At 40.9% G+C, this 13,959-nt stretch carries 13 protein-coding genes; 8 read left to right on the top strand and 5 right to left on the bottom strand.

The window, feature by feature from the left end:
- Positions 1 to 53: 53 nt before the first annotated feature.
- Positions 54 to 629 carry an NleF caspase inhibitor gene (locus ACU696_RS08600; protein WP_196723716.1) on the bottom strand — a complete coding sequence of 192 codons (576 nt, stop codon included), beginning with the start codon at positions 627 to 629 and terminating at the stop codon, positions 54 to 56.
- Positions 630 to 1,170: 541 nt separating this feature from the next.
- On the opposite strand from ACU696_RS08600, the gene gcvT reads away from it, so the two are divergent.
- From gcvT to gcvP, 3 genes are all read left to right on the top strand, one after another.
- A complete protein-coding gene (gene gcvT, locus ACU696_RS08605) occupies positions 1,171 to 2,265 on the top strand; it encodes a glycine cleavage system aminomethyltransferase GcvT (protein ID WP_164528561.1) in 1,095 nt (364 codons plus the stop codon).
- Positions 2,266 to 2,310: 45 nt separating this feature from the next.
- Positions 2,311 to 2,703 (top strand): glycine cleavage system protein GcvH, encoded by a 393-nt coding sequence (gene gcvH, locus ACU696_RS08610; protein WP_123382449.1) that lies wholly within the window; start codon positions 2,311 to 2,313, stop codon positions 2,701 to 2,703.
- A 415-nt stretch (positions 2,704 to 3,118) separates the two neighbouring features.
- Positions 3,119 to 5,995, top strand: coding sequence for an aminomethyl-transferring glycine dehydrogenase (gene gcvP, locus ACU696_RS08615; protein ID WP_117162809.1), 2,877 nt, complete (start codon positions 3,119 to 3,121; stop codon positions 5,993 to 5,995).
- A gap of 97 nt (positions 5,996 to 6,092) precedes the next feature.
- On the opposite strand, the gene ACU696_RS08620 is transcribed toward gcvP, so the two are convergent.
- The 3 genes from ACU696_RS08620 to ygfZ form a co-directional block, all read right to left on the bottom strand.
- Positions 6,093 to 6,989: a YncE family protein gene (locus ACU696_RS08620; RefSeq protein ID WP_209101946.1), complete on the bottom strand. Its 897-nt coding sequence runs from the start codon at positions 6,987 to 6,989 to the stop codon at positions 6,093 to 6,095.
- Positions 6,990 to 7,233: 244 nt separating this feature from the next.
- A complete protein-coding gene (locus ACU696_RS08625) occupies positions 7,234 to 7,854 on the bottom strand; it encodes an HD domain-containing protein (protein ID WP_109912916.1) in 621 nt (206 codons plus the stop codon).
- Between the two features lie 11 nt (positions 7,855 to 7,865).
- Positions 7,866 to 8,849 (bottom strand): tRNA-modifying protein YgfZ, encoded by a 984-nt coding sequence (gene ygfZ / locus ACU696_RS08630; RefSeq protein WP_004913041.1) that lies wholly within the window; start codon positions 8,847 to 8,849, stop codon positions 7,866 to 7,868.
- Between the two features lie 247 nt (positions 8,850 to 9,096).
- Between ygfZ and sdhE the strand changes: the two genes are divergently transcribed.
- On the top strand, positions 9,097 to 9,363 hold the full coding sequence (gene sdhE, locus ACU696_RS08635; protein ID WP_004913039.1) for an FAD assembly factor SdhE: 267 nt from the start codon (positions 9,097 to 9,099) through the stop codon (positions 9,361 to 9,363).
- Positions 9,344 to 9,754, top strand: coding sequence for a protein YgfX (locus tag ACU696_RS08640; RefSeq protein ID WP_042851636.1), 411 nt, complete (start codon positions 9,344 to 9,346; stop codon positions 9,752 to 9,754). Before sdhE ends, ACU696_RS08640 begins: the two co-directional genes overlap by 20 nt.
- Positions 9,755 to 9,843: 89 nt before the next feature.
- Here the strand turns inward: ACU696_RS08640 and fldB are convergent, their stop codons facing one another.
- Positions 9,844 to 10,362, bottom strand: a complete 519-nt coding sequence (fldB, locus tag ACU696_RS08645) for a flavodoxin FldB (RefSeq protein WP_004913034.1) — start codon at positions 10,360 to 10,362, stop codon at positions 9,844 to 9,846.
- Between the two features lie 117 nt (positions 10,363 to 10,479).
- On the opposite strand from fldB, the gene xerD reads away from it, so the two are divergent.
- From xerD to recJ, 3 genes are read left to right on the top strand one after another with little or no spacing between them, the layout of a single operon-like run.
- Positions 10,480 to 11,382, top strand: coding sequence for a site-specific tyrosine recombinase XerD (gene xerD, locus ACU696_RS08650; RefSeq protein WP_109912915.1), 903 nt, complete (start codon positions 10,480 to 10,482; stop codon positions 11,380 to 11,382).
- A gap of 21 nt (positions 11,383 to 11,403) precedes the next feature.
- Positions 11,404 to 12,108: a bifunctional protein-disulfide isomerase/oxidoreductase DsbC gene (gene dsbC / locus ACU696_RS08655; RefSeq protein WP_109912946.1), complete on the top strand. Its 705-nt coding sequence runs from the start codon at positions 11,404 to 11,406 to the stop codon at positions 12,106 to 12,108.
- Positions 12,109 to 12,117: 9 nt separating this feature from the next.
- Complete coding sequence (gene recJ / locus ACU696_RS08660) at positions 12,118 to 13,851, top strand: single-stranded-DNA-specific exonuclease RecJ (RefSeq protein WP_209101948.1); 1,734 nt, start codon at positions 12,118 to 12,120, stop codon at positions 13,849 to 13,851.
- Positions 13,852 to 13,959: the final 108 nt, after the last annotated feature.

Below are 13,959 nucleotides of genomic sequence, written 5' to 3' on the forward strand. Positions count from 1 at the left end.
TAGTGATGAACAAGGATATTGCTTGCCCTTTCAGTACATTTGCCCTAACTAAGTTAACCGAACTGGGTGTCACAGCGATTATAGGTTAAGTTAGGTAAGCTTACTGAGCCTTTATTTTGCAGTTTATTAAGCGCTTCCCAATCACCGTATACTTGCACACTATGATGAGGCGCTAGTATTTCCTTAATTGATAATTTATGTGGGAGATCTAGCAAGTTCAATTGATTATCTGCATTTTTGTAGTGAACCAGTGCCCGGATGTATTTATCACGGTCCACATCGGTGTACCCATCTACCAGTCGGCCATAAACCTCATCGGTACCCTCATTCTCTACAGTAAAGTAAGTGTCCCGCATGTCTTGAATATCGTCAGCTAATTCCTTTGCTTTTGATTTAATTTGTTGAATTAACTCTTTTGATCCTTTAATGGAATCTGAGTTTTTTAATTTATTAATTAATAAAAATAAAGGCTTTTCTTGTATTTCTGTTGGTAAGTGATTTGCGTTAAGCGCTGTCACAAATGAGTCTTGATGAGATTGCAGATGTTCTTTCGGGATCTCAGATTCCATATATCGGATGTTCTTGAAATTTATTGTATTAAAATTTGAGTATTCATTGGTAATTGGCATATTAATCCTTTTGATATTCACACTATTTACGTTATCTCATGAGTAATTATGCTGATTTTTTTATTATCAAATATCATTTTTCGATAAAACAAACCATATTCTTTATTTCTTTTTAGTGACTCAATTTAGTGTGTATGAATACCTAAAAACACGCAGCTATTTTTAACTATGACTGAAAAAAACTAATTATATTCATTTTTCGCATTAGTTTTATTTATATTGCTATGGTGGGTTTTATTTATCAAGGCATCATTCAAATTCTAGTTTTGGTGATATTTTGCACCATTAGACTCTAAATGTAAGGGTTTTGAGTGATCATTCTCAATTATTTAACAAAAATCGCTGGCAAAATCAGAGCGCAATCAGTAATACAGAGGAATGGTAGCCCTATTTTTTTTTATAGAATAGAACCGCAAACAGTGGTAGGTTTTTAAAAAATTATCGTTTGCGTCGGATTAAAATTATCACGTGATTTTGTTGCAGATGGGTAATTTTCACCACGCAATCACCCTGTCATATTAATAATGTAAAGAGGGTATTCATGGTAAAGCAAACAACACTATATGATGAACATATAGCCTGCGGTGCAAAAATGGTCGATTTTCATGGTTGGATGATGCCGTTGCATTATGGTTCACAGATCAATGAACATAATTTTGTCAGAACCGAAGCAGGGATGTTTGATGTTTCCCATATGACTATTGTTGATTTACACGGCGAAGGCTGTCGTGATTTTCTGCGTTATCTTCTCGCCAACGATATCAATAAACTTACAGAGCAAGGTAAAGCCTTATATACAGGTATGCTGAATGCTTCTGGTGGTGTTATTGATGACCTGATTGTGTATTACCTCGCTGATGACTTTTATCGTCTCGTCGTCAACTCAGCAACACGTGATAAAGACCTCGCTTGGATTGAGCAGCATGCTAAAGGCTATGCTGTTGAAATTCGTGTTCGCGATGATTTAGCACTATTGGCTGTTCAAGGGCCACAAGCGCCAGAAAAAGTTCATTCATTACTCAGTGCGGAACAAAACAGTGCTATTGAAGGAATGAAACCATTTTATGGTGTTCAAGCAGGGGATTTGTTCATCGCAACCACTGGGTATACTGGTGAAAAAGGTTATGAAATTGCCCTGCCTAAAGAGCAGGTCGTTGAATTTTGGCATAAACTGCTTAAGTCTGGAGTTCACCCTGCGGGCTTAGGGGCACGTGATACCTTACGCCTTGAAGCCGGTATGAACCTATATGGGCAAGATATGGATGAAAGCATTTCTCCCCTTGCCGCGAATATGGGCTGGACGATCGCTTGGAAACCTGAAGATCGCCAATTTATTGGCCGTGAAGCATTGGAAAAATTACGCGAACAAGGTACTGAAAAACTTGTCGGTATTGTGATGCGTGAAAAAGGTATACTGCGTGCGGGGCAAGTTGTCCGCTTTACTGATGAACTTGGGAAACTACAAGAAGGGGTGATAACCAGTGGCTCTTTCTCGCCAACCCTTGGCTTTAGTATTGCGTTAGCGCGTGTCCCGAACGGAATTCAAGGCAAAGCAATTGTTGAAATCAGACAAAGAGAGATGCCAGTTGACGTCGTTAAACCGGGCTTTGTCCGTGAAGGAAAATGCTTAGTGTAATTTGGGCGAATCTAATTAATAAATTTAAAAATTGAGAGGCTAATGATGAGCAATACACCTAAAGAATTAATGTACACCCGTGAACATGAGTGGCTGCGCGATGAAGGTAATGGTGAGTTTACGGTTGGTATCACCGAACATGCGCAAGAAACGTTAGGTGACATGGTGTTTGTTGATTTACCCGAAGTAGGTACTGCAGTAAGTGCAGGTGATGACGTTGCAGTCGTCGAGTCAGTTAAAGCGGCATCCGATATTTACGCTCCTCTGAGTGGCGAAATTGTGGCGGTTAATGGCGAACTGAATGATGCGCCAGAACTTGTGAACGAACAGCCATACCAAGAAGGCTGGATTTTCCGTATTAAAGCATCCGATACCGCAGAGCTGGCGGATTTAATTGATGCGGCGGGTTATACCTCTATGATCGAAGCCGAAGAATAAAATCCTAGTCATATTTCTTCTTGTGGCGGCGTTGGCTTCGCTCATTCGCCCTAGTCACATACTGATGTATGCTCCTAGGGTCTTATTCGTTTGCCGCCTAGCCACAAGATGAACTATTTATAGGATTTATTAATACGCTTGTTTTATGGGTGGATGCACTCAACAACTCGGGTCACATACTTGTGTATGTCCCCCAAGATTGTCTACGTTTGCCGCCTAGCCACAACGCAACCTATTTAGAATAAACACTTTTTAGTGATAGCCATGAGATGAGCTATTTAGAGGATTGATAAAATATAATTAGTAAGAAACAAGAAACAAGCAGCAATATCATTGATTTTAAGCGTTATCTCGCAAGTTCCGTAATAATCGCCCTACAACTTATGCATAGCAGACAAAGGATGGGAACACAGATATGTCGATGTCACTGAGTCAATTAGAAAACCGTTCAGAATTCATTTCGCGCCACATTGGTTCATCAGAACAACAATTAAAAACCATGTTAGACACCGTGGGTGCAACGTCATTAGATACTTTGATGGACAAAATTGTCCCTAAAGCCATTTTGCTTGCAGAGCCACCAAGAGTGGGTGGGGGAGCAACTGAGCAAGAAGCCTTAGCTGAATTAAAAGCGATAGCGTCACTCAATAAGCGCTACAAAAGCTACATTGGTATGGGGTATGCGCCTGCAGTGCTTCCGCCGGTTATTTTGCGTAATTTATTAGAAAACCCGGGTTGGTATACCGCTTATACGCCATACCAACCGGAGGTGTCACAAGGTCGTTTAGAATCATTATTGAATTTTCAACAGGTAACTATCGACCTTACTGGTTTAGACCTTGCCTCTGCGTCGTTATTAGATGAAGCCACTGCTGCGGCTGAAGCTATGGCAATGGCAAAACGGATCAGCAAACTGAAAGATGCAGAACGCTTTTTTGTAGCAGATGATGTTCATCCGCAAACGCTAGATGTCGTTCGCACGCGTGCGGGTACTTTTGGTTTTGAAGTGATTGTGGATAGCGCAGAGAAAGCATTGGAACACGAAGGTGTTTTTGGTGTGTTACTTCAGCAGGTTGGCTCGACAGGTAATGTCCATGACTACAGCGCGCTCTTTGCTCAGCTAAAAGAGCGTAAAATTGTCAGCTGTGTTGCTGCAGATATGATGGCACTAGTATTACTGACCGCACCGGGTAAGCAAGGGGCGGATATTGTCTTCGGTTCTGCGCAACGTTTTGGTGTTCCCATGGGTTATGGTGGACCTCATGCGGCATTTTTTGCGTGTCGTGACGAATTTAAACGGGCAATGCCGGGACGTATTATCGGTGTGTCTCGTGATGCGGCAGGTAATACTGCACTACGTATGGCGATGCAAACCCGTGAGCAGCATATTCGCCGTGAAAAAGCGAACTCGAATATTTGTACATCCCAAGTGCTGTTAGCCAATATTGCAGCCATGTATGCGGTTTATCATGGACCAAAAGGGCTGAAAATAATTGCAGAGCGCATTCATCGCTTTAGCTCTATTTTTGCCAAGGCATTAGCAGATGCAGGTTTCGTATCACGCCATAAAACTTGGTTTGATACACTTTGCATTGAAGTCGCAGACAAAACAGCAGTGCTAGCGCGTGCTGAAAAAGCCAAAGTGAATTTACGCACTGACATTCGTGGTGCAGTCGGTGTGACTTTTAGTGAAATCACGACCCGTCAAGATTTAAATGAATTGTTTGCAGTGATCACCGGTGTCGAAACTAAGCTGGATTTTGAAAAACTAGATCAGTCAGTTTCCGCGACAGAACAAGCAATTCCAAACACGATGAGACGTGATGATGAAATTTTAGTTCATCCCAACTTTCATCGTTACCACAGTGAAACCGAAATGATGCGCTACATGCATAGCTTAGAGCGCAAAGATTTAGCATTAAACCAAGCTATGATCCCACTCGGTTCTTGTACCATGAAGCTTAATGCGGCTGCGGAAATGATCCCAATTACCTGGCCTGAATTTGGCGAGCTACATCCGTTTTGTCCACCTGAGCAGGCGCAAGGTTATCATCAAATGATAGAACAGCTTTCTCATTGGTTAGTACAATTGACCGGTTATGATGCGGTTTGTATGCAACCTAACTCAGGGGCTCAAGGTGAATATGCAGGTTTATTAGCTATTCGTCGTTACCATGAAAGTCGCAATGAAGGGGAGAGAAATATTTGTTTGATCCCAGCTTCTGCTCACGGTACTAATCCAGCTTCTGCGCATATGGCAGGTATGGAAGTGGTGGTAGTGCGTTGTGATGATGAAGGTAATATCGACTTAACTGATTTACGTGAAAAAGCCCAGCAACATAGCGAAGCTCTTTCTTGTGTGATGGTAACTTACCCATCAACCCACGGGGTATATGAAGAAAGTATTCGTGAAGTGTGTGAAATTATTCACCAATATGGCGGCCAAGTATACCTTGATGGCGCAAATATGAATGCTCAGGTTGGGTTAACAACTCCAGGCTTTATTGGTGCGGATGTTTCTCACCTAAATTTACATAAAACATTCTGTATTCCTCATGGCGGTGGTGGCCCAGGTATGGGGCCTATTGGTGTGAAAAAGCACTTAGCACCGTTCGTACCGGGGCACTCTGTGGTTGAGCAAGAAATGTTAACTGACCAAGGTGCGGTATCAGCCGCCCCATTTGGTAGTGCATCAATTTTGCCAATTAGCTGGATGTATATTCGTATGATGGGCTCTTATGGCTTACGCAAAGCCAGCCAAGTTGCCATTTTAAATGCTAACTATATTGCTAAGCGTCTTTCTGGTCGTTATGACATTTTATATACAGGGCAAGAAGGCTATGTGGCTCATGAGTGTATTGTCGATTTACGTCCGATTAAAAAAGACACGGGTATCAGTGAACTGGATATTGCTAAGCGTTTGATTGATTATGGTTTCCATGCACCAACCATGTCTTTCCCTGTGGCGGGAACATTAATGATTGAGCCGACAGAGTCTGAAAGTATTACGGAAATTGATCGGTTCATTGATGCTATGTTAGCTATCCGTGATGAAATTGACCAAGTAGTGAAAGGCCAATGGACGTTAGAAGATAACCCATTAGTGAATTCGCCTCATGTGCAAACAGAGTTAGCAGGGGAGTGGCCTCATAGTTATAGCCGTGAGCTTGCCGTATTCCCTACTGAACAAACGAAAGCGAATAAATATTGGCCTGCGGTAAAACGCCTTGATGATGTGTATGGGGACCGTCACCTACACTGTTCGTGCGTACCGATTGAAGATTATATGTAGGAATAAATCACACCTTTCATTAAATAGTGTGAATTAAATATGTTTTAGGCTTGATTTCGATAGTTTACTGAAATCAAGCCTTTATTTATGGATATTTCTAACCTAAATATTGTGAAATCCCCGTATAATTTTTACCTTGGTATAGCTTTTCCACTTCACCTGTTTCCATAACGACTTGGTAAACCCCTCCATTAAGGTCGGCGACATACATCAGTTTTGCTGGTTTATCATATGTCAGCCCAATTGCTTCTTTAAAACCACGGCTTATTACCTTGTAATGGCTTAATCCATCAGCAGTAATATTGGCACAATTTAAGCTATTACCATCGGGCTCAGCGCCTCTATCTGTCCAATATAAAATATGGGTCTCTTCATCAAGCAATAAATCAATAGGTTCGGGTAGGTCTTGAAGGAGCAATTGAATATCGTTTCGTTGATTGGCTGATTGTTGGGTTTTAGGCGTTAATGGCACCCTAAAGATACGACCTAAATTACCTTTAGGGGTTCCTTTTTGAGTCCAGTAGAGCCAATTATTTGCGACATCAACAGTAATGCCAACACATTGGTCTAAGATATCTACTTTATTGTGTTTATCTCGGGGTCTTGCTACATGGACGAATAAATTAGAACCATCGATATTACACGATGAAACCATACCTCCTTCACGGTCACACCAATATAATCGTTGATTCACTATATCAAGATGTAATTGTTTTGGCGTTCTTATTTTTCCATTGCCTAATAGCATTTTTCTGCCAGTGCCATCAAAATTCATCACATTGATGGAGCCATCGTCAGCTTCATAATCATCCCCCATATTGCTCCAATAAATTAATCGATTAGCAGGGTCAATAGCAATGCCGTCAGGGGTTCCACCGAGTTCTTCGATAATTGGGATTGTTTGACGAGTTGATTTATTGAATTGAACTATAGCGGGTGAATGGACATCTAGTAGTAAAAGGTAAGGATTTGAATATTCATTGAATTTTTGCATTTTAAACCTCACAGGCAAATGTTCAATGATAAAGATAGGAGTGATATTAATAATTAGCAAGTTATTAATATTGGTATTTCTATATAAGTCGAGATTAATAATTATTAAAAAATATAAAGTGGTTTATTATTTAAATTAAAATAATGAATTAGTGAAAGGTATATCTTACTATGGGCAATAGATATTAGATTAGATGAGTGTAAAACGTTAAATGAAGCGGCTTTTCAGCCGCTTTGGGCGACAATTACAGCAACCAGCCTTTTTGCTGAGCTAGCTCCAATTGTAATTTAAGTTGTTGATAAAATTCAGGTAGGATCTGTTGAATATAATCACATTTACTGAGAACTTGTTCCAGACGAATGTGGTTTTCGACCCAGCTTTGCCCTTGATTGTGCAGGTTCATCAGCATTGGCATTGCTCGGTCAATGGCATTCGCATACACAGATTCCGGGGTTTCTAATGCATCATATTCATTCCATAAAGCTAGCAATGTTTCATTTTGCGGGCTAGGCAGTAAGTTAAAAATACGCTTAGCCGCTTTAACTTCTTCTTCATGAATAGCATCACGAGCGGCATTATCAAATACCAATACATCACCTGCGTCAATTTCAACAATGTCATGCACAAGGGCAAGTTTTATCGCATGTTCGATATTAACGCCTTGTACATAGGGTGCAAAACTCATGGCTGCAACCGCAAATTGCCAACTGTGTTCTGCTGTATTTTCTTGGCGTTCACGGTTCAATAACTTATTTTTACGATAAACACTTTTGAGTTTATCTAATTCCATCAAAAATTGGACGACTTCGGTAAAAGCCCCAAAATTAACCACCTCTACGGGCTTGCTACCTAATGCAGATGACATAAAAACTCCAATTAATTCTCTTCTAATGAATAAGGTAATGGTGCGATAGTTAGATGACTTTGCTCATCACCCATAACGCGGAAAACGCTATCGGCTTCCATATCGTTATTCATAATGACTTGTACATAGATTTCGCCACTACCTAAGCGAATTGCCGCTAGCACGGTTCCTGTACGGCGCCATTTATCACCAAGCTGCCATTCCACACCTTCACCAATAGCAGGAATGGTAGTGCCTGTGCCTTTTAAGGTATACATCGCACGTTTATTTGCACCGCGGAATTTTGCACGGGCAACCATTTCTTGACCGGTATAACAGCCTTTTTTAAAGCTAATACCATGAGGTAGGGCTTGTAAATTGGTTGCTTGAGGTAAATGTTGAGCACTGTTTTGTTGATCGATAACTGCAAACCCAGCTTCGATATCAAGGGCTAGCCATTGTTCATCATTGACCTGAATAGCACTCAAGGTTTGAGCCATTTTTTGTGCCGTTTCTTCGCTTGTGATCACCAGAAAACGCTCTGTGGGTAATGCAAAATGCAATATGGTAGAAGCGCCGTCAGTAACCACTTGGTTTTGGTCGTCTGGTAATGTAGTAAAGAGTGTTGCCAGCGCTTCTCTAGCGCCTTTACCTGCGACCCCGATTAATTTTAGGTCCGGTTTCTTTTCAAAAGTGACTTTCGAGAAAACAGCATATTTTTTCAGTTCAGCGAGTTGTGAATCGGCAACGCTAGTTCTTAATAGATAGGAATAGCCATCTAAGTGATGGAATAAGCGGAGGTCACTCCACATCTTACCTTTGGGATCACAGTGTGCTGTTAATGCGTGTGATTGTGTGAGTGTGGCAATATCCGCGGTCACTTGACCTTGCAGGTATTTTTCTGCGTCGGCGCCGTGAAGGTGAATAAGTTCCCAGTTTTCCAGTGAAATCAAAACGAGTGGTAAAGACTGAGATCCGAGAGGAAATTGCTGTGTACTATCAATGTGGTTAGTCATGATTTCACCTATTGTTCTTTGATAGATAAGGGTGCCTAATGGTAAAATAGCTAGATAACATTGCAAGTAGTTATTATGATGAACCTGTATTATCTAATAGTTTTTCATCAGCTGTTTGTAGAAAAACGGTATTTTACTACTAAAATTACAACTATGTAGTCTATAACATGTTTTCTTGGCGGATAATCTGTTAGAGTATGGAAAATAATCAATCTAATCAGTTAACTGCAAAAAAGGCCGTAGTAAAATGGATATTGAGAATAAAGCGCGAATTCATTGGGCATGCCGCCGTGGTATGCGTGAATTAGATATTTCAATCATGCCGTTTTTTGAGTATGAATATGATAACCTGACAACCCAAGATAAGCAGGTATTTGTTCGATTATTAGAATGTGCGGACCCTGACTTATTCAACTGGTTAATGAATCATGGCCGCCCAGATGATGACGAACTTTTTCGTATGATTAAACTGATTCAGGAAAAAAATAAAAATCGTGGTCCTGTGGAAATCTAATCTCTCCATTTCATGGAAAACTCAATTGTTCTCAACCTGTGTTCATGGGGTCATTGGGATGTTTTTGCTTCTGACTCCATGGTCTCCTGGTAACTCAATGATATGGCTGCCGCTACTAGTGGTTGTCGTTGCGAGTTGGGCAAAGAGTCAGAAAAATATCAGTAAAATAAAAGGGGTTGCTGTACTGGTTAATGGCAATAAGCTTCAGTGGAAGAAAAACGAGTGGCGAATACTGAAAGCACCTTGGCTTACTCGTTACGGTATATTGCTGACATTAGAAGCGTTACAAGGCAAACCGCAAAAGATCCATTTATGGGTAGCTAAAGACGCACTTTCGGAGGAAAATTGGCGTAATTTAAACCAGTTATTGCTGCAATACCCTGATATCTAGGCTACCAAGATCAACCGAATTGGTGGCCTAAATACCGCTAGGTGCCGCTCACTTTGGGTTATCGATGAGCAAGCAAACATCAGTTTGTATTATAATAGAGCTTCAATTTCCTGAAAAATCTGTACACACCATTGTGCGATGCGTTCATCGGTCTGTTCAAACTGGTGAACTTCATCTAATGCAAGCCCCACAAACATATCACCGGTTTCATTGAGTGGTTTAGGGCTATCAAAGGTATAGCCTTCGGTCGGCCAGAAGCCAACGAATTTAGCACCAGTTGGTTTTAGTTGATGGTAGAGCATGCCAAGGGCATCAAGAAACCACTCGCCATAATCTATTTGGTCACCAAGACCATACATCGCAATGATTTTATTTGCGAGGTTAAGATTGGGAAGCGCTTCCCAAATTTCAAGCCAATCTTCTTGTATTTCACCAAAATCCCACGTAGGTATTCCCAAAATAAGAACATCATACTGTTCCATTTCTGCCGGCGGTGTATCGTTAACGTTATGCAGTGTGACGAAATCATCGCCGAGAATATCACGTATTTTTTCTGCAACCATTTCGGTATAACAGGTACTAGAACCGTAAAAAAGACCTATTTTCATATATATTATTACTATGTCCAGCTATGGTTTTCATCACAAGAGATGTATTGTAACAGAAGCCGGCACATTCAGGCATAATAGAATCGTGTGGTATTATCGAAAGGAAGTAGATCTGTCGTGGAAACAAAACAACTTAATCCATTAATTGAACAATTTCTTGATACAATCTGGCTTGAACAAGATCTTGCTGAAAATACATTAGCTTCTTATCGTAATGATCTTCAATTATTAGATAAATGGCTTGATGCTCACCAGTTGCATTTAGAAAATGTTCAATCCATTGACTTACAATCTTTTTTTGCTGAACGCATTGATTGTGGATATAAAGCAACCAGTTCAGCACGTTTATTAAGTGCGATGCGTCGGTTATTTCAATATTTGTATCGGGAAAAAATTCGCCTGGATGACCCCTCCGCGGTCATTGCTGCACCCAAAATTCCGCAGCGTTTACCCAAAGATTTAAGTGAAAAACAAGTTGAAGATTTATTAAACGCCCCTGCTACCGAAGATGCTTTAGAGCTACGTGATAAAGCCATGTTAGAAGTGTTATATGCCTGTGGTTTGCGTGTATCTGAATTAATCGGTTTAACGTTCTCAGATATAAGTTTGCGGCAGGGAGTTATTCGTGTTGTCGGTAAAGGCGATAAAGAAAGATTGATTCCCTTGGGGGAAGAGGCAATATATTGGCTAGAGAAATACATTGATGAAGGTCGCCCTGATTTATTAAATGGCAAAACGAGCGATATTCTATTCCCAAGTAAACGTGGCACGAAAATGACTCGGCAAACGTTTTGGCACCGAATAAAATATTATGCCGTACTTGCTCATATTGACAGTGAGCTACTCTCACCGCATGTTCTAAGACACGCTTTTGCCACCCATTTACTCAACCATGGGGCCGATTTACGCGTGGTACAAATGTTGTTAGGTCATAGCGATCTATCAACCACACAAATTTATACTCATGTTGCGACTGAGCGGTTACGAGTATTGCATGAGCAGCATCATCCAAGGGGGTGATGCATGATTAAAGGACTATCTATGAAACGCAAATTGTTATTATTGGCTGCCGCATGTATTGCGTCGTTTACTTCCACAGTCTATGGGGCAACGGAAGAAAAAGTTATCCGTGATACATTGGAAAAATACAATATGGTTGTTGAGGTGATTAAACCTTCACCCATTGTTGGGCTGAATGTGGTTGAAACATCAACTGGCGTTGTATACATCACAGATGACGGCAAGTATTTATTGCAAGGGCCAATTTATGATATGAGCGGTAAAAACCCGGTTAATATCAGTAACCAGCCGTTATTGAAAAAAGTAGAGGCGCTAAAAGATGAAATGATTATCTTTAAAGCTCCCCAAGAAAAGTATGTTGTGACCGTTTTTACCGATATTAGCTGTGGTTATTGTAAGAAATTACATGAGTCTGTTGATGAATTAAACCGCCAAGGTGTCACAGTGCGTTATCTGGCTTATCCACGCCAAGGCGCAGATAGTGACGTAGGGAAAAAAATGGCGTCTATCTGGTGTAATGGCCTACAACAAAAGGCATTAACTCAAGCGTTTAAAGGTGAGGACGTTGCGATCATTGATGACTGCAAAATTGACCTAAGTAAGCATATGAGTGTGGGTAATTTATTCAAAGTGACGGGAACCCCAGCAATCATCCTACCTGATGGGCAAATGCTACCTGGTTATATGAAACCGGATGCCCTTGTTCAATTACTCAACCAAAAATAGTTAATTATTGTGAATGTAGAAACGCTCTTACAACAAAGACAGCAACAAAGCTCTGCGGCTCAACTTCCTGGCTTGCCTGAACTTTTACAACGGATTTACCAACACCGAGGCATCACGGACATAACTCAGTTAGAGCGTAAAGCGGCTAATTTATTGGATTATCGGTCATTATCGGGTGTTGATAAGGCATTACCACTACTTTATCGCGCACTAATTGAGCATGAAGCTATTACTATTGTTGGTGATTTTGATGCCGACGGAGCAACAAGTACGGCATTAGCTATTCGAGCTTTAAAATCAATGGGATATAGAAATATCAACTATATCGTTCCGAACCGTTTTGAAAATGGCTATGGTTTAACGCCATTGGTTGTTGAAGAAGCCCGTAAACGTGGAACAAATCTCATTATAACGGTTGATAATGGCATTTCATCTCATGAAGGGGTTGGTGCCACTAATCATTATGGAATGAATGTAATTATTACCGACCACCATCTGCCGGGGGAAACGTTGCCTGCTGCGGATGCGATAATCAACCCGAACTTAAATGAATGTTGCTTTGCATCTAAATCATTAGCGGGGGTAGGTGTCACATTTTATTTAATGTCAGCCTTACGTGCGTATTTACGTCAGCAAGGATGGTTTGCGAAACAAGGGCTTGCAGAGCCTAATTTAGCCGAATACCTTGATTTGGTTGCATTGGGAACCGTTGCCGATGTGGTGCCTCTTGATACCAATAACCGTATTTTAGTTCACCAAGGGCTAAATCGTGTTAGAGCAGGGCGTTGTTGCGCGGGAATTAAAGCCCTCGTTGAGGTTTCCAACCGCGATTTATCTAGGTTAGTGGCAAATGATTTTGGTTTTGCTCTTGGTCCTAGATTAAACGCGGCAGGTCGATTAGATGATATGTCAGTGAGTATTGAATTATTACTGACAGACGATATGGCATATGCAAGGGAACTGGCGAATGAGTTAGATGGGTTAAATCAAACTCGTCGTGAGATTGAAGCGGGTATGCAACAAGAAGCACTCGTGCTTTTTAATCAATTCGAATACGGTGAAAACCAGTTACCGAATGGCTTAGCCATATATCATCCTGAATGGCATCAAGGTGTTGTCGGTATACTCGCTTCAAGGATCAAAGAACAATATCATCGTCCGGTTATCGCATTTGCCCCTGCTGGTGATGGTTTATTAAAAGGTTCTGGCCGCTCTATTCAAGGTGTTCATATGCGGGATGTACTAGAACGATTAAATACGTTACAACCCGGTATCATGCAAAAATTTGGTGGGCATGCAATGGCTGCAGGTTTAACTTTACATGTTGATCAATTTGACGCCTTTAAACATCATTTCGAATTATTGATGGGTGAATTAGTTCAACCTGAGCAATTAGCTGGGGTGATCTGGAGTGATGGTGAACTTTCTCGCCATGAGTTTTGTTTAGAAACGGCTGAACTTATTCGAGAAAGTGGCCCGTGGGGGCAAGCATTTCCAGAACCTATTTTTGATGGCGAGTTTCAATTATTGCAGCAAAGGCTTGTTGGTGAACGTCATCTGAAACTGATGCTAGAGCCTGTGAATGGTGGGCCAATGTTAGATGCAATCATGTTTAATATTGATGTCCGTAGGTGGCCAGACAACAGTATCAAAAAAGCTAAAATAGCCTTTAAATTAGACGTAAACGAATATCGTGGCCAAAGAAACGTACAATTAATGATTGAGCATATTTGGCCGGATTAAGCTGGTAATAAACCAGAAGAATAACCAGTAAATAGCGTTTGATGGCGCTATAAACATGAGATAAATTCCGCTATACTAAGCGGTTTGTGAATAAAAAATTATTTTTGA

Source organism: Providencia sp. PROV_01 (genome assembly GCF_053098325.1).